This window comes from Brevundimonas sp. MEB006b, assembly GCF_030209705.1.
GTDB lineage: Bacteria > Pseudomonadota > Alphaproteobacteria > Caulobacterales > Caulobacteraceae > Brevundimonas.
Map to the genome: position 1 here is coordinate 82,160 of NZ_JARVRL010000002.1, position 21,995 is coordinate 104,154.

The window sequence follows — 21,995 nt, forward strand, 5'->3', positions numbered from 1 at the left end:
ATCAGCTCGGCCGGCGTCACGACGCTGCGATCAAGACCCGCAATCAGCTGGTCGAGGTGGGCCTGGCGATTGCGGACCAGGGTCAGGACGCTCAGGCTCATGGTCGCCTCCACAGATCGAGCCGATAGGCGGGCTGACGCTCATCGAGAGACACGGTGAGACTGTCTTCAAGGTCGCGCCACAGCTTGGTGACCGCGCCGTCTCCCGTCTGGGGATAGTCGGTCTCTCCCGTCCAGTGCACCAGAAGGACCAGTCCGCCGGACACGAGATGGGCGCGGACGAACTCCGCCGCTGCGGCCAGGTCCTCGTCGCTCCAATAGTAGGCGACTTCGGACAGGACGATCAGGTCGAAGGGGCCGGCGAGGTCCATGCCGTGCGGAAAGGCGGCTTGGCGAAACACGAGCTGGGGACGATGTCCCAGTCGACGCCGGGCCCGATCCAGGGCGGTCCGGCTGATGTCGAGCGCCACCAGCGCCTCGCATCGGTCCGCCAGCCGCGCCGTCAGGGCGCCGCCGGCGCATCCGACCTCAAGGCCGCGCCGGAACCTTCGGTCGCCCAGGCTCGCGACCGTTCGGGCGTGTTTCTCGGCTTCGTAGGGGCGGCTGTCCAACCCCCAGGGGTCGGGATCGCCCGCGAAGACGTCCTCAAAATAGTCCGCGCCGAGGGAGGGATCAGCCATGGGGCGCCTTTCGCAGATAAAGTCGGTCGCAAGCGGCCGAGAGCCGATCCGGCGTCTCCAAACGGAATCCCGGGCCCATCATCGACGTGCGTTGGCTCCGATGCGCGGCAAGCGCCAGGGCTCTTCGGCCGGCCGCCAAAGGCCGGGTCGCCAACTGAAGATCGCCCTGCGCCGCCGGCCGCGCCCAGACGCCATATTCGAACAGGGCGACCGGCCGCCGGGCCAGACTGACCACCCGACGCGCCAACCGTCCTGCGGCTTCGTGATCGCAATGGGGTTCGGACACCGCCGTGACGGCGACCGCGTCGATGCGGAGGCGGCGACAGAGCCAGGCGAGACGGCGCGCGCTCGCCTCGAACCGGGCGTCGCCCACGACCGGCGGCGCAGCGTCCGGCCAATCAAGGAAGATCGGCTGCGCGGTCGCGCGCCCTGTCAGCCGGTGGATCGCTCGGCGCGCCTCCACTCTGCGGATCGCGACCAGGCGGCGGCGCGCGCGATCGTCGGCATGGGGATGGGAGGCGCCGCCGTCCGTCACGATGACCACGCCGCCGAGACGTCCCTCTCCCGCCGCCTGCTGGATCAGGGCGCCGGCGCCAAGCGTCTCGTCATCGGCATGCGGGGCCAGGACGAGCCATCGCGCCCGGGCCCAGCGCGACCGGGCCAGCGGCGCGGCGCCGACCGGCCCAAGCTTGGCGCTCACCACAGGGCGTCTCCCGCGCCCCAAAGATCGTGATCCAGCCAGGTCTTGGCCGCCTCGTCGCGCGCATGGTCCGGTCCGGCCTGGCGAAGATAGAGGCTGAGATCGCGGATGATCTTGTCCAGCCGTTCGCCGTCGAAGGCGCTGCGGGTTCCCGTCGCCCGGGCCGCCAGCTCCATCACATCCAGCGCGCTTCGCTCGACGACGCCGCGGGTCGCCCGCGCAAAATCCGCCGCGTCGGTGGCTTCCGTCGCGGCCCGCTCGGCAGCTTCGCGAACCCACAGATAGGCGGTGCGGGCGGCGACGACCGCCTCGGCGAATTTGGCGCGCTGCAACGGATCGCGACGCGCCGGTTCGGACAGGGCCGCGCGCATCGCCAGGACGAGCCCCTCGACGCCGCCGAGCTGGACCGCCGTGAAGCGCCAGGCGCCGGCGGTGAAGCGGGGTTCGCGGTCGTAGTCGCCCGGCTCCCCCAAAAGGTTCAGGTCCGTCACCGGCAGATCGGTGACGTCATATCGACCGCTCAGGGTCGCCCGCATGCCGCGGACGCGCCATCCCGTGAGATCGGCCCGCTCGCCGCAATCCGCCGGCACCACGGCCAGACGACGCGGTCCCTCGCCGGGCTGAACGGTGACGACGGCATAGGCGAGCCCGCCCGCCCCAGTGGCGAACATCTTGGCGCCCGACAGCCGGCCCTCCCGAAGCTGGACGCCCGGCTGGGGTTCCGTGGCCCAGACCCCGAACCAGCCGCCGGCGGCGAGTACATCCGCCAGCCAGAGCTTCTGCTCGGGGTCTCCATACCAGTCGAACAGGGCCAGCGCATTGACATGGCCCTCGAAGAGGCGGCCCACGCTCAGGTCCGCGCGCCCCACCCGGCGCAGATCGTCCAGGAGGGCCAAGGCTTTCAGGGCCGGCGTGGCGAAGGCTTCGCCGCCGCTGGCTGCCGGGGCGTAGCGCCGGTGCAGGCCGAGCGTCCGGAGCAGCGCCAGGCTGTCGACCGGAAAGCGCGGCGAGGCGTCGTAGCGCTCGCCGAGCGCCGCCAGGGCGTCGTGAACGTCGCCCGCCGACACGTTCGGGACGGCTGCAGGCGCGTCAGGCATCATTATCCTCTCGTCTTCGATCCGCCAGTTCGACCAGCCAACGGCCGGCGGCCTCGACGCCCTCCCCGCGCAGATCGTGTCGGGCCTGCGGGTCAAGGCTCCGCGCCGAAGCAATAATCCCCGGCCAAGCCTTAGGTTCGGGCCATGCGGCCAAGACGACGGCCGCGCCGGCCTGGGCAAGCCCTGCAGCCTTGGCCGCCTGCTCCTCATAGGGTCGAGGTTCCGGCAGGCAGACGAACGGACGATCCGCTCCGAGAACGGCGTCGACAAGGCCGTCGCCCGCCGCTCCGACAACGACGCCGGCCTTCTGGATTTCCGAGTTCACATCCTCAATCCAGCCCTTCAACGCCAAATTTGGCGGCGCGTGACACGGCGGCGTCACAGGCCCGATCACCGTCCATTGCAGGTTCGGCGTCGCGGAGGCGGCTGCGGCCAGTCGGTCCCCGTCGATCGGCGCGCCGCCTCGCCCGTGAACGACCAGGACCGCGTCGTGATCGCCCGAACCGACCTCTGCGCGTCGCGACGGCGCAAAGTAACGGGTCCGCGCACGCACCCAGTCTGGCGTATCGGGATGCTCCAGCCTTGGATGCCAGGGCGCGAGCAGAGCCTCTGCACCCCGGAAGGCCTCCAGATGGGCTGTATCCGTTCGCGCGCCGGACAGCCGCACATAGACGACCGGCGTCGACGCCAGCCTGGCCAGGAGCGCCACCTCGACCGACACATCCACCACGACGAGGGCCGGGGCGGCCGTCGCGATCCATGTCGACAGGTCGCCGACCCGCTGGCGCAATCCCGCGACGCCATAGGGCGCATAATGAAGCGCCTTGGGCAGATTCGGTCCGCCGTCCGCGCCGAACCCCGTGGCGGCGTCCACTCGGTCGTCGGGTAGATCAAGCACGGCGACCTCGCCGCCACGACCCGCGAGCCCGGTCCCCAGAAGGACGAACCGCGTCGGCGCGGCGGCCGCGACCTGAAGGGCGCGTTGACGATGCCCCTCCCCCTGATGGTGGACATAGTAGCCGATCGGACGGGTCATGGCGCGATGCCGTCGGGTTGAGGCCTGCCATTCAGCTCCAGCGCATAGTCCAGCGGCATGGGCGGCAGATGCGGCTCTGCCTCCGCGATCCGCTGCGCGCCGTCGGGCAGACGGCGAAGGTCGCGGCGCCACAAGGCGCGGGCCCGCCAATGGGGAAAGGCGGGCGCCCTCATGGGCTCCTGTCCCGCCGTCTGGCGCGCCAGGCGGGCCATGGCCTGGGCCATGCCGTCCTGCGCCCGGCCGTGCGCGCGCGCGGAGACGCGGGTCCATACGCTGAGTGGATGAACCAGTCTGGCGCCGGCGCGCTGGGCCGCCAGCACCAGGGCGCGATCCTCGCCGGTGGGCAAAAGCGGCGTCCCGCCTGCCGCCCTGTAGGCCGCAGCGGTGATGGCGAGACTGGCGCCGGTGTGGTCGCCGTGGCGGGGAGCCGGATCCCAGGGGACCGGGTCCAGGGCGTCCTCGATCGCCCTCACCTCCCGCCAGTAATCGCGCCAGATCGCCCAACCGCTTTGGAGCGCCTGGCTCTCCGGTTCGTCCTCGTCCAGCGACAGGGCGCCCCCGACGAGATCGGCTCCCCCAGAGACGGCGGCGAGATTGGCTGAGACCCAGTCCGTCGGCGGCCGGGCGTCGGCGTCGGTCGAAAGAAGGACCCCCTCCCCGTCCAGGAGCTCCAGGCCCAGGTCCATGGCCGCCGCCCGGGCGCTGCCCGCATGGGCGTGCTCCGGCGGAAACGTGTGTTCGACCACGGACAGCGTCAGTGTGGCGCGATGGGCGGCGGCGACCCCCTCGGCATGCCGCCGGCTCCCGTCGGTCGTATTGTTGATGCAGAGCGCCACGCGCACCCGGCCCACGCCGGTCTGGCGCGCGAGCGCATCGAGCAGGCGCGGAAGGCGGTCAGCCTCGTTCCGCGCGGGCACGCAGACACAGAAGGGGATGACGCTCACGCGGTGAGCCGGTCGGCAGGGCTGTCATTGGCGACGGCCAGCCGTTCCGCCGTCAGATCGCGATAGAGCGCCTCGTATCGCCGCACCATCTCACTGGCGTCGCAGGCCTGCTCGGCCCGCGCCCGGCAGGCGCGGCGCGACAATCCGACGGCCGCGCGGGCGGCCCGGGCAAGGTCGGCGGGATCGTCCGGCGACGCCAGCACGCCGCAGGCCGGCGTGAGGATTTCCGGTATGGCGCCCCGCGCAAAGGCCGCGACGGGCGTGCCGCTCGCCAGAGCCTCGGCGACGACGAGGCCGTAGGGCTCGTCCCAGCACGGCGTGCACAGAGCAGCGGCGGCATGGCCGATCTCTCGCGCCAGAGCGCGGTGGTCGAGGTGACCGAGATACAGGGTGTCGGACGACAGCCGCGGCAGGATTTCGCGGCGATGATAGTCCGGGTCGGCGATCGGCCCGGCGAACCGGAGCGGCAGCCCGGCCAGGCGGGCGGCGTCCAAAGCGTGGTGCAGCCCCTTTTCCGGAACGATCCGTCCGTACCAGATCAGATGCGGCGGTCCGGACGTCTCGGCGTGAAACGGGAAGCTTTCGAGGTCGATCCCGTTCAGGATGACATGATCCAGCGGCACGACGTCCTGCCAGCTCGCCCTGATGGATTCCGAGACGCCGACATAACGGATGTTTCCGCCTCTGCTTTCGCGCACCCCGCTTTCCAGCCAACAGAAAGGCGGGGTGTGAAGCGTGGTCACCACGGGCATGGGCAGGGTGTCGGCCATCGACACCGGCAGATAGTGCAGGCTGTTGTTGTGGATCACGTCGAAGCGGCTTCGACGCAGCCGCGTCATCAGGGACAGATAGGCATGATGCTCGCGGAAAAAGGCGACGTCGCCCGCTTCAGCGGTCCCGACCTTCGCCATCGCCGTCTGTTCGCAGATCGCCTCAAGGCCAAGCGCAGGATCGGATCGCGTCGCCGCGAAGAGGGTGACGTCATGGCCGTGCCGCCGCAGCAGACGACAAAGCAAATGGGTGTGCATCTCCAGCCCGCCGGCGAACGGCTCGGCGATGGGATATTTAAGATGTGCGATGACGCCGATGCGCATCAAATTCCGGCCCTGCCCCAAACCGAGCCCTATTGGGCCCGTCCAACGTATCTCGCGTGGTGACGTAAGACCAACCGTAGCCGATCGGTTCCTGTGTGCGGTTTCGCTCTCCACCATGTCACGTTTGATGGGCGGGTTGGCAGTAGGGCGCAGTCGATATCCTAGCGAAGGACCGACGAATACACACGCCTTCTTGTCGCGCGGCGAAGACTTTCAACTTTCTTGGACCCTGAGACGCGAACGCGCGTTCCCGGCTTTGAGCAACCCGAGAGGAAACCCATGACCGCACCGATCACATCAACCTTCGCAACGCGTCGAGACGCCGAGATGGTGGTCGAACGCCTTGTTCAGACCCATGGGGTCGCCCGGGACGCCATCCGGGTCGCTCCCGATGGACAAGAGAATACGGTGGGCGACAGGGCGTCCGGCGGCGATCTGGAAGCTGCAGATCCCAGTGTCGAGGCGAGATCGGACGCGCCGGTGGAAGGGCGGATCGCGGTCTCGGTCACGCCAAGCTCGGCGGACGACGCCGAAACCCTTCGGGCCGCGTTCCGAGAGTTCAACGGCGAGGCCTGAGCCGAATGCTACCGCGTCTGTCTAGACCCGCGACGACGCTTTCACGCGCCGCATCCGCCGACAGAGGCAGGAGCGAGCGCCCGTCTCGCACGCCATGCCGACGCGTTCCTGTCCCAGGCAGCTGAGCCCGACCGTTCAACGAAAAGGAGGCCCTCGACTATGTCCGAACCCCTCTCAACCGACGCCGACGTTCAGTCGCCGGCCTTCAACGACAAGGATGATGTGGAGGGCGCCTATGACGCCACCAGCATCCGCGCCGTCATGATCAACCGGCCGCGTCAGGCGCTGTATGACTATTGGCGCGACTTCCGGAACCTGCCCAGCTTCATGGAGAATGTGAAGTCGGTCGATGTGCTGGACGACGCCCGGTCCAGTTGGACCGTCGCCGGTCCGGCGGGCGCGGAAATCGAACTGGTCAGCGAGATCACCGACGACCGTCCCGGCGAATACATCGCCTGGCGCTCCACCGAGGACAGCGACGTCGATCACGAGGGCTGGATCGCGTTTCGCGACAACGCCTTCGGCCGAGGCACTGAGGTCCGCGTTCTGATCAGCTACGACCCGCCTGCGGGCGCCGTCGGCAAACTGGTCGCGAAGGTCATGCAGCGAGAGCCCCGGGTTCAGGCCCGGCGCGAACTGCGGCGCTTCAAGCAACTGATGGAAACGGGCGAGGTCCCGACGTCCAAGGCCCCCGACGCGGCGCCGCGCGCCGATCGTCATTTCTGATCCCGGAAGGAAGTCCCATGCGCGCCCTGACCTGGCACGGCAAACACAATGTTCAGGTGGATACGGTCCCCGATCCTCAGATCATCAACCCCCGCGATGCGATCATCAAGATCACGGCCACGGCCATCTGCGGCTCGGACCTGCACCTCTACGACAGCGTCATCCCCGGCATGTCCAATGGCGACATCCTCGGCCACGAGTTCATGGGCGAGGTCGTCGAGATCGGCCGGGGCAACACCAGCCTCCAAGTCGGTCAGAAGGTGGTCGTGCCCTTCGTGATCGCCTGCGGCTCCTGCTTCCATTGCGGCAAACAGCAGTTTTCGGCCTGCGACAACTCCAATCCGGCCGACAAGTCCGATGCGTCCGAGATCGCCTACGGCTATCCGGCCGCCGGCCTGTTCGGCTATTCCCACCTGACCGGCGGCTATGCCGGCGGCCAGGCGGAATATGTCCGCGTCCCCTATTCCGACATCGGCCCGATCGTCGTGCCCGACGGGATCGAGGACGAGCGGGTGCTGTTCCTGTCCGACATCTTCCCCACCGGCTGGATGGCGGCCGAGAACGCCGGGATCGAGCCGGGCGACACGGTGGCGATCTGGGGCTGCGGTCCGGTCGGCCTGTTCGCGATCAAGAGCGCGAAACTGATGGGCGCCGGACGCATCATCGCCATCGACCATCACCCGCGCCGGCTTGAGCTCGCCAAAACCAACGGGGCGGAGGTCCTCAACTATCACGAGGTCAAGATCCGCGAGGCCCTGATGGAGATGACCGCCGGCATCGGTCCGGACGCCTGTATCGACGCCGTCGGCATGGAGGCCCACGGATTTTCACCCGACAACGTCATCGACGCCGTCAAGCAGGAGACCAGGCTTGGCACCGACCGTCCGCATGTGCTGCGGGAAACCCTCATGGCCTGCCGGAAAGGCGGTCGGATCTCGATCCCGGGCGTCTATGGCGGACTCGGCGACAAGCTGCCGATCGGCGCCCTCATGCAAAAGGGCCTGACCATCAAGACCGGCCAGACGCATGTGCAGAAATATCTGCCCCAACTGCTGGACCTTGTGCTGGACGGCAAGATCGACACCACTGACCTCATCAGCCACCGCCTGCCGCTGGAGCGGGCCCCCGAGGCCTACAAAAACTTCCACGACAATCCGAACGAGTGGACGAAGGTCGTGCTCAAACCCCACTGATCGCGCCCGGCACGGCCGCCCCACCGTCCGAGGGGCGGCCTGCCGACGCCCCCCTCCGGGCGTCCGTCCCCGGTTCGGCGCGACCCGGCGCCCGGAACAACCGCCCCGACCGGGAGGTTTCAACCCCGAGGGTCCGTCACAGGGCGGGCGTCACAGCAAGGATCTTTTCATGACCGAGCGTCTCTACACCTTGAGAATTGGCCAGACCGACGGCCGCGAGCGCAGCGTCCAGGTCCGGTCGGAAACGGATGTTCAGGCGGCCGACGCCGCCGCCCCTCTGCTCTCGGAGGGCGAGACCATCCTGTCGATTTCGGAGATCCCGGACGACGGCGCGGTCGTCGCCGACGCGCCCGCCCCGCAGTCACAGGCCGCCGAGCTCGCCCCTGTGACGCCGGGCGTCGCGGCCGCGCCACAAGACATCCGCTAGCCGGGGGTCGCCGACGAGGAGGTGGAGGTCACGTCCGACCGGGACCCTGCGGCTGCGAAAAAATATAGACGCCCGCCCCGACGAGACGATCGTGCAGGCCCGGATCCATCCCGTCAAAATCCTCGGTCGCCGGCGGCTCACATTCGACGACCAGACGACCGTCGCGCCAGACGGCGACCGGCGCCTTCAACACAAAGGCCCGGCGCCGGGCCTGGCGAAGGGCGTCCGCCACATCGCTCGCGATGAGGGTCTCCGGCTCGCCTCCCTGACGGAAGCGCAACTGATAGCCCAGCACGGGCGTCCTCGGACTCATGACGCCCCCTCCCGGCCAGGCCGAGCCGTACTCTGCGAAGTCACGTCGAGCCTGATCATCGCCGCCTCACGGCCGCGACAGGACGGCGCGCTCAGCGCCGTGCTCCGCGCGCAGACGAACAGGTCGGCCTTCCAGCCAAAGGCGCTCCACCGTTATCGCCCTCCATCCCTCAGGAAGGACCACGGGCCGGGCGGGCCAGTCGGCGGGCGCACCGCGCGCTTCCAGTCCGGTCAATCCGTAGACGAGGCCGAGCAGCAGCCCCCCAAGGTTGGCGAAGAAGGGTCCCGCCGCGGTCTCGCTGTCCGGGTGGTCGGCCCGATACTCCAGACACTGGTGGAACCGTCCGGCGTCGTAGGCTGCGTATCCCTCCTCGAACAGCTTCAGCGCCAAGGCGCGATCGCCGGCAAACGCCGCCCAGGCGGCATAGAGGGCCGGAAACATCGGCGAACCCACATAGGCCTTCCAGTGCGCCAGATAGAAGTCGAGCGTGGCCTTCGCCACATCGGATTCGGCCGGATATCCGCCCGGAAACAGGCCGGCCAGGGGTGATGGCGTGGCCCCCTTGGGCTCGTCGATCCGAAAGCCGTCATGGGCGGCGATCACCCCATCCGCCCGGAGGGGCAGGTAGAGCTGGTCGCAAACCTGACGCCAGGCCGCCGGCGAAGGCCTGTCCAGGGCCTCTGCGGCGGCGGTGGCGCGCCTCAAGACATCCTGGGCGAACATCAGGGTGAAGGCGTCGTTGTCCGGCGGATCCGGCACCTCGGCCGGACCGGTGGCCCGCTTCAACTCAAAGCCCCGAGCGGTTCGGACCATCCGGCTGACGATCCAGTCCGCCACTCCGCTCAGAACCGGCCAGGCCTCCTCGCGCAGGAAGGCCGCGTCACCCGTCGCATCGGCATAGAGGCTGAAGGCGCGTGCGACATGCAGCGATCCGTGGTCCTCGTGCGCCGCGCCCGATCCCCCGCCCGGCGTCGCCTCCTGCCCGGTCGAGGGCGCCGCCTCCCAGGGGAACTGCAGCCCCTGACGTCCCGACAGGCGGGCGTTGGCGCCCGCAGCGGCCAAGCCGCGGCTGCGGAAGTCCAGCAGGGCGCGCGCGGCGTCGGGTTGGCTGAGGATCAGGGGTGGGACGCAGAAGGCGTCGATGTCCCACATCACATGGCCGTAGTAGTAGGAATAGTCATGCCAGGTCGCCAGCCCGAAGATCGAGGTCGCGGCCGGCGAGGCGGCATGGACGGAGCTGTTGAGATAGAAGAAGGCCGCGTCGATCAGGGCCTGATGCTCTGGCCGGGCGCCCTCGACCACGATCCGGCCCCGCCAAAGGGCCCGCCAGGCCTCGCGGTTTCGGGCGCGCAAGGTCTCGAATCCGGTCTCGGCCGCACGCGCGACGCGGCGCACCGCCTCCTCATCCGGCCGGGCGTGCACCAGCGAGGGGACCAGCGCCGCCATCTGTCGCAGGCGGGCGCCCCGTTTGCCGACGCGCCCGAAGTCGTAGGCCGTCTGGAGCGGCCCGGACGCATCCCAGGCGGCGACGCTCCGCGCCGCAGCCGGTCGGGTCTCGGTCCAGAGGGCGAGTCCGCAGGTCGAGAGGTCGCCCTCGGTGGTCCAGAGCAGCGATCCGTCGCAGGCGGGCTCGGCTTCGCCCGGCGTATCGGTGCGGCGTCGCGTCACCCGCCCCCGCAGACCGGCGGTCGCCACGACGGCGCGGATCTGGAGCGCGCACGCCCTGTCGGGTCGCACAAAGACCTCTTGCAGCACCACGGCCGGGGCCGTGCGACTTGCAAAGGTGACCACCTCGAATTGCGCCGTCACCTCCCCAAGGCGGGCGGTCCAGCGGCTGGTCAGTTCCCCGGTGGAGAAGTCGTAGTCCTGAACCAGGTCGGTGACGCACCAGGGCTGGTCCGACAGCCAGACGCCTTCGATGCAGACGTCGGCCGCCAAAGGATAGGGCACGGGGGCGGCCGCCTCGATCCGTCGCTCCGGATGTTCGCCGGCGACGCCGTTCACGAGGGTCATGCCGGGGGCGAGCGCCATCTCGCGGACGCGCAGACCGATCAGGCCGTTAGAAACATAGGCCGGCAGGGCGCCGTTGCGCGCGCCGTGCGCCGGCGGCGGGCTGATCGGGCGCCAGGCCTTCCCCTCACCGCCAGCCATCGAGCACCTCGGCGCATTCGGCGGTTTCGACCTGTTGGGCGAACCGGTCATGATAAAGGGCCAGCAGATGGTCGTGAGGGTCATCGGCGGAGCTGCAGACCGCGTCGGTGACCACCACGACCCGGTACCCCAGATCGATGGCGCCCAAAACAGCCGCCAGAACGCAGACGTCGGTTTCCGCGCCGGTGACCACCAGGGTGTCGATGTCGTGGGCGCGTAGTTCAGCGTCCAGGCCCGTGCCCAGCCACGGCGAATAGACCCTCTTGTCGATCAAGCGGCCGGGGGGCGTGAACCTCTGCAGCGGACCGGCGAGATCGACCATTGAGGGGCCCATCGCCTCCAGGGTCATTGAGGACCAGCGGCGCCAGTAGTCGCGCCACGTGCCCTGCCCTTCCCCCACGCGCGCCGCCGGGATGAAACGGGTGAAGATCGTCCGGTCGGCCTTGGCCTCGCAGAGCTTGACGAGGACGGGCATGACCCGCTCGGCCCACGGCGTGCGCCATTCGGTGTCCTCGACGAACATCCGCTGCATGTCGACGCACAGGTGAACGGTCGTGGTCGGCAGGGGCGCATGCAGACCGGCCACGGTCAGATCTCCTCTGGCTTGCGGGCTTCGAGACGCGCGTGGGTCGCCGTCTCGCCGGTATGGTGTTCGATGCGCCCGCTTTCGACCTCCGCCCGGGAAAAGACTTCCTCCTGGCCCGAGTCCAACAGTTCGGTCCCGGCTCCGCCCAGGCCGCCCTGGGCCAGGCCGGAGCGGGCGTCAGCGGCCTGGCTCGGTTTCGGCCACCGCCGAGGATTATCCACTTCCGCACCCACGGTCATCGTGCTCTCCCTGTCCACGTCAATCGCATAGGCTGGGGCGTTCGTTCCCGCCCGCCGGGCCAAACCCTGCCTGTGTCGATGATCGGCCGCGACCGCGCCGGGTTCGTCCCCGGCGACCTTGGCGTCCGACTTCGGATCGCCGTCGCGAAAGCGCCACTTCATGACCAGCACCCCTGAGGCCATGATCAACGCGCAGCTGTTGGCGACGGTGACGGGCCAGGCCTGGGTCAGGACGCCATAGACCACCCAGAGGATGAAGCAGGACACGGTGAGCGAATAGGTCTTGAGACTGACGGCGGAGGCGTCACGCTCTTTCCAGATCTTGATCCCCTGGGGCGCGAAACTGGTCACGGAGCAGATCGCTGCGGCCGATCCCACGAGATTGGCGATGGTCTCATTCATAAGCCCGCAACGTGGGCCTGCGCCTCCCTGTTCCTATGCGCGAAAGCGCTCAGTCGCCTGCCGGGCCGCCCTGACCTGACACGGACGTCCAGCGATCCCGGAGCGGCTCGGCTCGGCTTGGCCGCAGCCGCAAGCCGCCTGCGTCCGAGCCACGCCCGTCCTGACCTTCACAGCACATCCGGCCCCTTCCGGGCCATTTCTACCAGGTCCGCCGTCAGGCGGTCGGAACCCAGGGCCCATCTGGCGAGCGCAGCGTCAAAGACGGCGGGCTCCGGCGAGACCTGGGCGAACAGGGTCATGGATGACCGGAACTTCAGATCGTCCGGCGATCCGAACAGTCGATGCAGCGAGGCCGCCGGCGCCGTCGTGGCGGCCTCCGCAGCGTGGGCAAGCCGCTCGCCGAGGATCGGATGCGCCAGATAGGCCCGGGCCTCGGCCAGGGACGCGATCCCGTAGAAGACGGCGGTGGGCGACCGTCCCAGCGATCGGGCCTGAGGAAAGACGAACCACATCCAGTGGCTCGCCTTGCGACCAGCGGCGAGCTCGGCCATCGCCATGTCGAACACTTCGTCCTGCGCCGTCACGAACCGGTCCAGATCGAAGGTCATGCGTCGCCCCCGTCCAGCGTAGCGAACCAGTCCGCATAGAGGGTGTTTCGCGCCATGCGGCGGTTTAGGTCCGGCGCCCCGTCGTCCCACCAGACCGGACCGCGCTCGCCCAGGGCGATCTTGGCCGTGTCGACGGCGCGACGTGCGGCGGCCAGGGCCTCCTCATCAGCTGCAGCGAGGGCCGCACGGACGGATCGACGCGCCGCCATCAGGTCCTGGACGCGCCGCTCGCGCGTCTCTGCGGCGAGCGTCGGATCGGCGCAACGCCACAGGCGGCCGCGCACCACGAAATAGCGGCCGTCGGGCGTGGTGGGATGAGGCGAAGGCGCAGGCATGGACACACAACGCCCGACCCGCGCGATGGCGCCGCCCACAGACCGCTCCACAGCCGCTTGCCTTCGCGCCTTGACTCTCACGGCGTTCGATAAGAACAAATGCGGAACATTCAACGGTTCGCCCAGTTCAGGAGATCATGTCCGTCGCCCCGTCCCCGTTTCAGGCCCTGCGGTCCGAGATCGCCCGCATCGAGGCGTTCCGACGCACGCCGCGCGGCGTCCTGCCGTTCGGCCTGGACGCCCTCGACCGCAGGCTGCCCGCCGGCGGCCTGGCGCTGGGCGCGCTGCATGAGGTGGCCGGGGGCGGAGACGGCGCCGTGGACGGGGCGGTCGCCGCCCTCTTCGCCGCGGGCGTCGCCGCCCGCACCCAGGGTCCGGTGCTCTGGTGCGTGACCCGGCCGGATCTGTTCGCCCCGGCCCTGGAACAGGCCGGCCTTTCGTCCAACCGGGTCATCTATGTGGAGGCCGGCGACGAGGCCGGCGTGCTGGCCGCCTTCGAGGACGGCCTGCGCCACGGCGGCTTCGGCGCGGTCGTGGGCGAGGTGGCGCGCCTGTCCATGACCGCGTCACGGCGGCTGCAGCTGGTCGCCGAGGACAGCGGATCCCTCGGCCTGGCGGTGCGACGATGGCGTCGCCAGGCCGAGGCGGCGGACTTCGGCCAGCCCACGGCCGCCGCCACCCGATGGCGGGTCACCGCCCTGCCTTCCGCCCCCCTGCCTGTCGCCGGCGTCGGACGTCCGCGCTGGTTCGTCGAACTGATCCGCTGCCGCGCCGGAGCCTGCGCGGATTTCGAACTGGAAGCCTGCGATGAGACGGGTCGTCTCGCTCTACCTGCCCACCTGGCCGACCGACCGCTTGCGGCGCCGGCTTGGACCGGACGCGCCGTCGCCTGAGACGCCCCTGGTCCTGGTCGGCCGTCAGGGGCGCAAACGCCTGGTCCTGGCCGCCGACCCCGCCGCCCTCGCCCATCGTCTGCATCCCGGCATGGCGGCGACCCAGGCCCGCGCGCTCGTTGGCGATCTGGTCGTCCACCCCTTCGATCCCGCAGGAGACGCCGCCGCCCTGGACCAACTCGCCTTGTGGGCGCTGCGCCGCTACGCCCCCATCGTCGCCGCCGACCCGCCCGACGGACTGGTGCTCGACGTCACCGGCGCCGGCCACCGATACGGCGGCGACCAGGGCCTGCTCGACGATCTGATCGCCCAGACCGCCAGCGTGGGCCTCGACGCCCGCGCCGCTCTCGCCGACACCTGGGGCGCCGCCCACGCCCTCGCCCGGCAGGTCGCCCGACCGACCACGGCGGTCGAACGCGGCGGCCCCGCGATCCGCCATCTTCCAGCGCGCGCCCTGCGCCTTCCCGCTGAGATAGTCGAAGGCCTGGAGCGTCTGGGGATCGACACCGTCGGCGAGCTGGAGGCCAAGCCCCGCGCGCCCCTGGCCCTGCGGTTCGGGCCCGAGCTGACGCGGCGGCTGGACCAGGCCTATGGGCGCGCGCCCGAGCCGATCACCCCCATTGACGCCCCGGAGTTGATCCAGGTCCGACGCCTGTTCGCCGAACCGATCGGCGCCCCCGAGACCCTGGCCCGCTATACGCTCAAACTGGTCGAGGCCCTGAGCGCGACGCTGGAAAGCCAGGGCCTTGGCGCGACGCGGCTCGATCTGCGCTTCGAACGGATCGATAACCGGACCGAGGCCATTCGCGTGGGCCTCGCCCGCCCCGTCCGCGACGTCGGACGGCTCGCGCGCCTGCTGTGCGACCGGATCGAGACCGTCGATCCCGGCCTGGGCGTCGAAGCCATGGTCCTGGCCGCCCCGGTCGTCCTGCCGCTGGACTGGTCGCCGACCTCCGGCGACCTGACCGGTCCGGCCACGCCCGACATCGGCGACCTCGTCGATCTTCTGGCCAATCGTCTCGGTCCGCAAAAACTGTATCGCCTCGCGCCCGCCCAGAGCGACGTGCCCGAACGCGCCGTGCGCCGGCTGGCCCCGACGGCGCCGCCGGTGACAGAGACCTGGGCGCGGCGCTGGCCGCGCCCCTCGCGGCTTCTCCCCCGGCCCGAGGCGATCGAGGCCGTCGCCCTCCTGCCGGATCAGCCGCCGGTGGCCTTCCGCTGGCGGGGCATTCGCCACCGGGTCAAAAGGGCCGACGGCCCCGAGCGGATCTTCGGCGAATGGTGGCGGCGCGACGGCGAACGCGACGCCGTAAGGGATTATTTCCAGCTGGAGGATGAGGCCGGGGCTCGCTTCTGGGTCTATCGGCGCGGCGACGGCGAGCAGGCGCAGACGGGCGATCTGAGCTGGTGGCTCCACGGCCTGTTTGGCTGACGCTGGAGACACGCAGGGAACGCCAGGCGATGGCCGCGCCTTATGCCTGGACATGACACCGCCATGCTCACCTCTTGCGGAATTGCCCGCGCCATCCATGGCTAGCACTCGATCAGAATCACCCTTTGATTACCGGGCCTGCCATGCCTAGCGGTGAGCGCATCGTTACGCTTCTGGGCGACTCACTGACGGCCGGCTATGGCCTGAGGCCGGCCGAGAGTCTGCCGCGTCAGTTGGCCAGGCGGTTGGAGGGCGTCACGCCGCCCATTCGGATCATCGGCGCCGGAATCTCTGGAGACACGACCGCTGACGGTCTGCGACGGGTCGATCGGGACGTGCCCGACCACACCCGCCTCTGCGTTCTGGCCCTCGGAGCCAACGACATGATGCAGTTGGTCCCCGCCGACCTGGTCCGGACCAATCTGCTGGCCATCATCGACAGACTCCAACGGCGCGGCATATCCGTCCTTGTCTGCGGCATGCGCGCGCCGCCCTGGTTCGGGGCCTATGCGTGGGCGTTCGACGCTGTCTATCCCGAGGTCGCCCGGGCGTCCGGCACGCCCCTCATGCCCTTTCTGATGGAGGGGGTGGCGCTGCATCCGGCCTATGTCCTGCCGGACCGGATCCATCCCAACGCCCTCGGCGTGGGCCGGATGGCCGACGCCCTCGCGCCCCATGTGCGGGCCGCCCTCGACGCCCTGGCAGCTCCAGCGTCGCGGTGACCGGAATGCGGATCGCCACCTTCAATATCAATGGCGTCAACACCCGGCTAGCCAACCTCCTCGCCTGGCTCGAACAGGCTCAGCCCGACGTGGTCTGCCTGCAGGAGCTCAAGGCGAGCGACCGCCAGTTTCCCGCCGCCGAGATCGAGGCGGCCGGCTATGCGGCGGTCTGGGCCGGCGAGCTTCGCTGGAACGGCGTCGCCATCCTGAGCCGGATCGGCGAGCCGGTCGTGACCCGACGCCGACTTCCGGGCGACGTCGAGGACCGCCAGGCCCGCTATATCGAGGCGGCGGTGAACGGCGCGCTGATCGGCTGCCTCTATCTGCCCAACGGCAATCCCAGGCCCGGACCCAAGTTCGACTATAAGCTCGCCTGGGCCGCCCGGCTCATCGCCCATGCCGCGTCGCTCTATCCCACGGCGGCGCCGGTCGTGCTCGCCGGAGACTACAATGTCGTGCCGACCGACGCCGACATCTACAACACCCGCTCGTGGAAGACCGACGCCCTGCTCCAGCCCGAGAGCCGCGCGGCCTTCCAGCGCCTGCTCGACCAGGGCTGGACCGACGCCCTGCGCGAGCGCTTCCCGCACGATCCGCCGCCTTGGACCTTCTGGTCCTATTTCCGTGAGGCCTGGTCCCGCGACGCGGGCCTGCGGATCGACCATCTGCTGCTTAACGGGCTTGCGGCCGAACGTCTGACCGACGCCGGCGTCGATCGCGCGGTCCGCGGCGTCGAGGGCGCCAGCGACCATGCGCCGGTCTGGATCGAGCTCACCTGAACCCGACCGACCCGGGAGGCTTCACGTCAGACGACCGCCCCATCCATCGCTAGATGGCCAAGGTTCGGAAGGTGATGGAATAGCGCAAGGCCGTCATCGGCGTGATCGAATGCTCCCAAGCCGCGCGCGCCTCCCCCGACAACCGGTAGACAGAGCCGCACGCCAGGGGCGCCTTTGTGCGCAGAAAGTCCGCCCCCTCTCGGCGGCGCAGCCGCATCACGCAGGGCGCCAGCAAGGACAGACCCAGGATCTCGCCATAGACGGGGCGGTCGCGATGCCAGCCGATGCCGGCGCCTGGCGCATATTCATTGACCAGGACTTGGACGAAGGCCGCCCCGTCCAGATCGAGACGATCCGCCAAGCGCGCCATCAAGTCTGAGAGAAACGCCGGCCATCCCGCGCCGTCGGCTGCTCGGTCGAAGGCGGCGATCCGCCGATGGCCGAGGTAGCCCAGATGCTCATAGGGCTTGAACGCGAGGGTCTGGAGCGCCTCGACCAGCGCGGCCTGTTCGGGCGCCGACAGGACGTCGGCCCAATAGTCGAACCCCGCCACGACCGGCGCGCGGGCCGGCGCGTCGCCGAACAGGTCGATCTGCGCCAGTGCGATCACGACAGTTCCAGTTGTTTGACCGCCGCGCCCGTCGTCTCCAGATTGGACAGGCTGACCCCGACCAACCGCACGCCTCGGGTCGGCGGATAGAGGGATCGGACCAGCAGCCGACTGACGTCGCGCAAGGCCTCACAGGATCCCACAGGCTCGGACAGGGACCGGCTGCGGGTCGATTGCTGGAAGTCGGCCCATTTGACCTTGACGGTGACGGTCCGTCCGCGACTGCCCGCCTTTTCGCACCAGGCCCAGACCTCGTCCGCCATCGCCGCCACCCCGGCCTCGATCGCCTCGGGCTCGGTCTGGTCGGAGGCGAAGGTGGTTTCAGAGCCGCTCGACTTGCGGGTCCGGTCCGGATTGACCGGCCGATCGTCCTCGCCGCGGGCGATGGCGTAATACCAGGGCCCGGACTTGCCGAAATGATGCTGGAGAAAGGCCAGGGTCTGGCGGCGCAGGTCCGCGCCGGTGCGGATTCCCAGACGCTCCATCCTGGCGGCGGTCACCGGCCCCACGCCGTGAAACCGCTGAACCGGCAGGGCCTCGACGAAGGCCTCGCCGCGCCCCGGGGCCACGACGAACTGGCCGTCGGGCTTTCTCTGGTCAGACGCCAGCTTGGCCAGAAACTTGTTGTAGGAAATGCCCGCCGAGGCGGTCAGGCCCGTCTCCTCCAGAATCCGCCGCCGGATCGCTTCCGCCGTCGCCGAGGCGGTGCCCAGGCCGCGCCGATCGGCGGTCACGTCGAGATAGGCCTCATCGAGCGACAGGGGCTCGATCAGGTCGGTGTAGTCGGCGAAGATCGCATGGATCTGCGCCGAGACCGCGCGATAGACCTCGAAGCGCGGCGGGGCGAAGACGAGGTCCGGGCATTTGCGCAGGGCGGTCGTGGAGGGCATGGCCGAGCGCACCCCGAACCGCCGCGCCTCGTAGCTGGCGGCGGCGACTACGCCGCGCGCCGCCGCATGGCCCACCGCGACCGGCCGCCCGCGCAGGGCCGGATCGTCCCTCTGTTCGACGGAGGCGAAGAAGGCGTCCATGTCCACATGGACGATCTTGCGGATGGCCGATCCCTGCATGACGACCTGAATATCAAGGCGAGAACAAAAAGGAAACATTTCTGCAAGGCGACGCTTGCCTTCGGCCGTTCGGAGGTGCTGTCGAGGACGTAGAGCAACCCCGAAACCCCATGTCTTACGTTGAGCTTCAAGCCACCTCGCACTTCTCCTTCCTGCGCGGCGCCAGCAGTTGCGAGCTGCTGTTCGAACAGGCGCGGCTGTGCGGGCTTGAGGCTCTGGCCATCGTCGACCGCAATTCCCTGGCCGGGATCGTGCGCGCCCATGAGGCGGCCAAGGCCTCGGGCGTGCGCCTGATCGTCGGCTGCCGCCTCGACCTGATCGATGGGACCGGCCTGCTCGTCTATCCGACAGACCGCTCCGCCTATTCCCGCCTCACCCGTCTGCTGTCCCTGGGCAAGCGCCGCGCCGGCAAGGCCAAATGCCATCTCGACTGGGCGGACCTGAAGGACTGGTCGCAAGGCCTGATCGCCGTTCTGGTCCCCGATGAGGCGGACGAGGCCTGCGCCGCCCGTTTGCGAAAACTGAAGGCGGGCTTCCCGGCCGGGGCTTATCTCGCCTTTACGCTAAGACGACGTCCCGGCGATGCGCTGCGCCTGCACGACCTGTCCACCCTGGCGGCCCAGGCCGGCGTGCCGACCGTCGTGACCAATGACGTCCTCTTTCATCATCCGGACCAGAGGCTGCTGCAGGACGTCGTCACCTGCGTGCGTCACGGCTGCACCATCGACGACCTGGGGTTTCGGCGCGAACGCCATGCGGATCGCTATCTGAAGCCGCCGGCCGAGATGCACCGCCTGTTCAAGGCCTATCCCGAGGCCCTGGCCCGCTCGGTCGAGATCGCCGACCGGTGCCGCTTCTCGCTTGACGAACTGGCCTATCAATATCCCGACGAGGTCTCGACGCCGGGCATGACGCCGCAGCAGACGCTGGAAGAGCTGACGTGGGCCGGCGCCGCCGACCGCTATCCGGAAGGCCTGCCGGACAGCGTGCGCCGGACCCTGCATCACGAGCTCGATCTGATCGGCAAGCTGGACTACGCGCCCTATTTCCTGACGGTCCATTCGATCGTCCGCTTCGCCCGCAGCCGGGACATCCTGTGCCAGGGACGCGGTTCGGCCGCCAACTCCGCCGTCTGCTATGTCCTGGGCATCACCTCGATCGACCCCGGCCGCAACGACCTCCTGTTCGAGCGCTTCGTCAGCCAGGAGCGCAAGGAGCCGCCGGACATTGATGTCGATTTCGAGCATGAGCGGCGCGAGATCGTCATGCAGTGGATCTTCGAGACCTACGGCCACAACCACGCCGCCCTCTGCGCGGTCGTCACCCGCTATCGGTCGCGGGGCGCCCTGCGCGACGTCGGCAAGGCGCTCGGCCTCAGCGAGGACCTGATCAAGACCCTGTCGTCCCAAGTCTGGAGCTATTCCAGCGAGGGCGTCGAGGACAAGCACGTCGAGGGGCTGAACCTCAATCAACAGGACCGACGGCTTCGGCTGGCGCTCGACCTTTCGCGTCAGCTGATCGGCGCCCCGCGCCACCTCAGCCAGCATCCCGGCGGCTTCGTCCTGACGCGGGACCGTCTGGACGATCTGGTCCCCATCGAGCCGGCGGCGATGAAGGACCGTCAGGTCATCGAATGGGACAAGGACGACATCGACGTCCTGAAGTTCATGAAGGTCGATGTCCTGGCGCTGGGCATGCTCAGCTGCATGAAGCGCGGCTTCGACCTGCTGGCCGAGCACAAGGGGATCGCGCTCGACCTGGCGACCATTCCGGCCGAAGATCCCAGGACCTATGCGATGATCCGCAAGGCCGACACCCTGGGCGTCTTCCAGATCGAGAGCCGGGCCCAGATGGCCATGCTGCCCCGGATCAAGCCCCGCACCTTCTATGATCTGGTCATCGAGGTCGCCATCGTCCGCCCCGGACCGATCCAGGGCGACATGGTCCACCCCTATCTGCGACGACGCGAGGGCAAGGAGGCCGTCGTCTATCCCAAGCCGGAGCTGGAGAAGGTGCTCGGCAAGACCCTCGGCGTGCCCTTGTTCCAGGAGCAGGCGATGCGGGTCGCAATCGAATGCGCCGGCTTCACGGCCTCGGAGGCCGACCAGCTCCGTCGGGCCATGGCGACGTTCAAATTCACCGGCGGGGTCAGCCATTTCAAGGACAAGCTGATCAACGGCATGGTCGAGCGCGGCTATGACCCCGAGTTCGCCGAAAAGACCTTCAGCCAGCTCGAAGGCTTCGGCTCCTATGGCTTCCCCGAAAGCCACGCCGCCTCCTTCGCCCTGATCGCCTACGCCTCCTCCTGGCTCAAATGCCACCACCCGGACGTCTTCTGCGCCGCCCTGCTCAACGCCCAGCCGATGGGCTTCTACGCCCCGGCCCAGATCGTCCGCGACGCCCAACAGCATCAGGTCGAGATCCGACCAGCCTGCGTCAATGCCAGCCGTTGGGACTGCACCCTGGAGCCCTCCGGTCCGGACGGCCGTTTCGCCGTCCGGCTGGGGTTTCGGATGGTGCGAGGCCTGGCGAACGCCGACGCCGCCCGTATCTTGGCGGCCCGAACGGACGGTGCCTTCCGCTCAGTCGACGACCTGTGGCGACGCGCCGGCGCCCAGGTCGCCAGCCTCGTTCGACTGGCCGAAGCCGACGCCTTCCGTCTTGGCATTGGCCTGGACCGCCGCGACGCGCTGTGGGCCATCAAGGGTCTGCGCGACGAGCCCCTGCCCCTCTTCGCCGCCGCCGACGCCCGCGACCCGCAACCCGAGATCCTGGAGCCGGACGCCGACCTCAAACCGATGACGCCCGGCCGCGAAGTGGTCGAGGACTACAGCCATATCGGCCTGACCCTGCGCGAGCATCCGCTGAGCTTCCTGCGGGATGATCTTCAATCCCGTCACGTCATGACCTGCGCCGACGCGACAGCGATGCGTGATGGCCGATTGACCCGGGTCGCAGGCCTGGTGCTGGTCCGCCAGAAGCCCGGCAGCGCCAAGGGGGTGATGTTCATCACGATCGAGGACGAGACCGGGGTCGCCAATCTGGTGATCTGCCCCAGCCTCTACGAGCAGCAACGCCGCATCGTCCTGTCAGCGACCATGCTGGCGGTGGACGGCAAGGTGCAGCGCGAAGGCGAGGTCGTCCATATCGTCGCGACCAAACTTCACGACGCGTCGGGCCTGCTCGCCTCGGTCGGCGACCGAAGCGGAGCCTTCCCCCTGCCCCACGGTCGTGGCGACGAATTCCATCGCGGCGGGTCGCCTGACGCCCGCGACGCCCCGCCTCGGACGGTCAGGGCGAGAGACATCTACATCCCCGATCTACACCTCGACACGATCCGTCCGAAGACGCGGGATTTCCGATAAAAGCGCGTGGTCAGCCAT

The 21,995-nt window shown here is 69.2% G+C and carries 22 protein-coding genes and 1 pseudogene; 9 read left to right on the forward strand and 14 right to left on the reverse strand.

Annotated features, from left to right (window positions below; translation table 11 throughout):
- Positions 1-97: 97 nt before the first annotated feature.
- The 6 genes from QRN13_RS02020 to QRN13_RS02045 are packed head-to-tail and all read right to left on the reverse strand — an operon-like array spanning position 98 to position 5,550.
- Positions 98-679 carry a class I SAM-dependent DNA methyltransferase gene (locus QRN13_RS02020; RefSeq protein ID WP_284876644.1) on the reverse strand — a complete coding sequence of 194 codons (582 nt, stop codon included), beginning with the start codon at positions 677-679 and terminating at the stop codon, positions 98-100.
- Positions 672-1,379 (reverse strand): PIG-L deacetylase family protein, encoded by a 708-nt coding sequence (locus tag QRN13_RS02025; RefSeq protein WP_201304327.1) that lies wholly within the window; start codon positions 1,377-1,379, stop codon positions 672-674. The genes QRN13_RS02020 and QRN13_RS02025 overlap by 8 nt, the downstream gene beginning before the upstream one ends.
- Complete coding sequence (locus QRN13_RS02030; protein WP_284876645.1) at positions 1,376-2,476, reverse strand: acyl-CoA dehydrogenase family protein; 1,101 nt, start codon at positions 2,474-2,476, stop codon at positions 1,376-1,378. The genes QRN13_RS02025 and QRN13_RS02030 overlap by 4 nt, the downstream gene beginning before the upstream one ends.
- A complete protein-coding gene (locus QRN13_RS02035) occupies positions 2,469-3,512 on the reverse strand; it encodes a glycosyltransferase (RefSeq protein WP_284876646.1) in 1,044 nt (347 codons plus the stop codon). The genes QRN13_RS02030 and QRN13_RS02035 overlap by 8 nt, the downstream gene beginning before the upstream one ends.
- Positions 3,509-4,456, reverse strand: a complete 948-nt coding sequence (locus QRN13_RS02040; protein WP_284876647.1) for a glycosyltransferase family 2 protein — start codon at positions 4,454-4,456, stop codon at positions 3,509-3,511. The genes QRN13_RS02035 and QRN13_RS02040 overlap by 4 nt, the downstream gene beginning before the upstream one ends.
- Entirely contained in the window at positions 4,453-5,550 is a 1,098-nt protein-coding gene (locus QRN13_RS02045) for a glycosyltransferase (RefSeq protein WP_284876648.1), read from the reverse strand. Before QRN13_RS02045 ends, QRN13_RS02040 begins: the two co-directional genes overlap by 4 nt.
- Before the next feature lie 279 nt (positions 5,551-5,829).
- Here QRN13_RS02045 and QRN13_RS02050 point away from each other — a divergent pair, with 279 nt between their 5' ends.
- The 4 genes from QRN13_RS02050 (at position 5,830) to QRN13_RS02065 (ending at position 8,472) form a co-directional block, all read left to right on the forward strand.
- A complete protein-coding gene (locus QRN13_RS02050) occupies positions 5,830-6,126 on the forward strand; it encodes a hypothetical protein (protein WP_159845546.1) in 297 nt (98 codons plus the stop codon).
- Positions 6,127-6,285: 159 nt separating this feature from the next.
- Positions 6,286-6,852 carry an SRPBCC family protein gene (locus QRN13_RS02055; protein ID WP_159845549.1) on the forward strand — a complete coding sequence of 189 codons (567 nt, stop codon included), beginning with the start codon at positions 6,286-6,288 and terminating at the stop codon, positions 6,850-6,852.
- A gap of 17 nt (positions 6,853-6,869) precedes the next feature.
- On the forward strand, positions 6,870-8,045 hold the full coding sequence (locus QRN13_RS02060) for a zinc-dependent alcohol dehydrogenase (RefSeq protein WP_284876649.1): 1,176 nt from the start codon (positions 6,870-6,872) through the stop codon (positions 8,043-8,045).
- A gap of 169 nt (positions 8,046-8,214) precedes the next feature.
- Positions 8,215-8,472: a hypothetical protein gene (locus QRN13_RS02065; protein ID WP_165117647.1), complete on the forward strand. Its 258-nt coding sequence runs from the start codon at positions 8,215-8,217 to the stop codon at positions 8,470-8,472.
- Between the two features lie 28 nt (positions 8,473-8,500).
- Here QRN13_RS02065 and QRN13_RS02070 read toward each other — a convergent pair whose 3' ends face one another.
- The 6 genes and pseudogenes from QRN13_RS02070 to QRN13_RS02095 all read right to left on the reverse strand — a co-directional run bounded on the left by QRN13_RS02070 (position 8,501) and on the right by QRN13_RS02095 (position 13,106).
- On the reverse strand, positions 8,501-8,785 hold the full coding sequence (locus QRN13_RS02070; protein ID WP_284876650.1) for a hypothetical protein: 285 nt from the start codon (positions 8,783-8,785) through the stop codon (positions 8,501-8,503).
- A 66-nt stretch (positions 8,786-8,851) separates the two neighbouring features.
- Positions 8,852-10,936, reverse strand: coding sequence for a glycoside hydrolase family 65 protein (locus tag QRN13_RS02075; RefSeq protein WP_284876651.1), 2,085 nt, complete (start codon positions 10,934-10,936; stop codon positions 8,852-8,854).
- Positions 10,923-11,522, reverse strand: a complete 600-nt coding sequence (locus QRN13_RS02080; RefSeq protein WP_284876652.1) for a cysteine hydrolase family protein — start codon at positions 11,520-11,522, stop codon at positions 10,923-10,925. The genes QRN13_RS02075 and QRN13_RS02080 overlap by 14 nt, the downstream gene beginning before the upstream one ends.
- Positions 11,523-11,893: 371 nt before the next feature.
- Positions 11,894-12,163: pseudogene (locus QRN13_RS02085) on the reverse strand (SemiSWEET family sugar transporter); the annotation flags it as partial.
- A gap of 167 nt (positions 12,164-12,330) precedes the next feature.
- Positions 12,331-12,771, reverse strand: a complete 441-nt coding sequence (locus tag QRN13_RS02090; protein ID WP_284876653.1) for a DUF1810 domain-containing protein — start codon at positions 12,769-12,771, stop codon at positions 12,331-12,333.
- Complete coding sequence (locus QRN13_RS02095; protein ID WP_284876654.1) at positions 12,768-13,106, reverse strand: hypothetical protein; 339 nt, start codon at positions 13,104-13,106, stop codon at positions 12,768-12,770. The genes QRN13_RS02090 and QRN13_RS02095 overlap by 4 nt, the downstream gene beginning before the upstream one ends.
- A 137-nt stretch (positions 13,107-13,243) precedes the next feature.
- Here QRN13_RS02095 and QRN13_RS02100 point away from each other — a divergent pair, with 137 nt between their 5' ends.
- From QRN13_RS02100 to QRN13_RS02115, 4 genes are all read left to right on the forward strand, one after another.
- On the forward strand, positions 13,244-13,999 hold the full coding sequence (locus QRN13_RS02100; RefSeq protein ID WP_284876655.1) for an ImuA family protein: 756 nt from the start codon (positions 13,244-13,246) through the stop codon (positions 13,997-13,999).
- Complete coding sequence (locus QRN13_RS02105; protein ID WP_284876656.1) at positions 13,914-15,431, forward strand: Y-family DNA polymerase; 1,518 nt, start codon at positions 13,914-13,916, stop codon at positions 15,429-15,431. Before QRN13_RS02100 ends, QRN13_RS02105 begins: the two co-directional genes overlap by 86 nt.
- 143 nt (positions 15,432-15,574) lie before the next feature.
- Positions 15,575-16,153: an arylesterase gene (locus QRN13_RS02110; RefSeq protein WP_284876657.1), complete on the forward strand. Its 579-nt coding sequence runs from the start codon at positions 15,575-15,577 to the stop codon at positions 16,151-16,153.
- 5 nt (positions 16,154-16,158) lie between these two features.
- A complete protein-coding gene (locus tag QRN13_RS02115) occupies positions 16,159-16,932 on the forward strand; it encodes an exodeoxyribonuclease III (RefSeq protein ID WP_284876658.1) in 774 nt (257 codons plus the stop codon).
- Between the two features lie 49 nt (positions 16,933-16,981).
- On the opposite strand, the gene QRN13_RS02120 is transcribed toward QRN13_RS02115, so the two are convergent.
- Positions 16,982-17,542: an alpha-ketoglutarate-dependent dioxygenase AlkB gene (locus tag QRN13_RS02120; protein ID WP_284876659.1), complete on the reverse strand. Its 561-nt coding sequence runs from the start codon at positions 17,540-17,542 to the stop codon at positions 16,982-16,984.
- Positions 17,539-18,612: a DNA polymerase IV gene (gene dinB / locus QRN13_RS02125; RefSeq protein ID WP_284876660.1), complete on the reverse strand. Its 1,074-nt coding sequence runs from the start codon at positions 18,610-18,612 to the stop codon at positions 17,539-17,541. Before dinB ends, QRN13_RS02120 begins: the two co-directional genes overlap by 4 nt.
- Positions 18,613-18,722: 110 nt before the next feature.
- On the opposite strand from dinB, the gene QRN13_RS02130 reads away from it, so the two are divergent.
- Complete coding sequence (locus tag QRN13_RS02130; RefSeq protein ID WP_284876661.1) at positions 18,723-21,977, forward strand: error-prone DNA polymerase; 3,255 nt, start codon at positions 18,723-18,725, stop codon at positions 21,975-21,977.
- Positions 21,978-21,995 lie beyond the last annotated feature (18 nt).